General features: G+C 28.9%; 1 protein-coding gene. It reads left to right on the top strand.

Translation table 11 applies throughout. The features are described 5' to 3' along the window. Positions 1 to 388, top strand: a 388-nt coding sequence (locus UU7_RS17910; protein ID WP_157582437.1) for a transposase, incomplete at both ends; no start/stop codon positions are given.

The raw sequence follows: 388 nt of genomic DNA, 5'->3' as shown, positions 1-388 counted from the left end.
CTTTAAGACACCAATGCATGAAATACAATTCAAAAACGAATAAAAAAATAATGAAAAATTATAATTGGGAATATTTTAAAGCCCAAATTAATAAAAAGCTTTCAGAACCAAAAATAAAAACCATCTACAGTCAAAGAAAAATTGATGTGGAGCCTGTTTTTGGATTTATGAAGGCTATTTTGGGTTTCACTCGAATGTCCGTTCGAGGGATAAATAAAGCCAAAAGAGAACTAGGATTTGTGCTAATGGCACTTAATATAAGAAAAGTAACAGCTCAACGAGCTGAAAATAATCAAAAAAATTATAAAAAAGACAATTTCTATATTATTTCAATAGAAATTGTCTTTTTTCACTTATCTAGATACTTTATGTCCCGGACTCTTAAACC

It is taken from the genome of Rhodanobacter spathiphylli B39 (genome assembly GCF_000264295.1).
GTDB lineage: Bacteria > Pseudomonadota > Gammaproteobacteria > Xanthomonadales > Rhodanobacteraceae > Rhodanobacter > Rhodanobacter spathiphylli.
The sequence above is the reverse complement of the archived record's forward strand: the minus strand, read 5'-3'. Positions and strand labels throughout refer to the sequence as shown.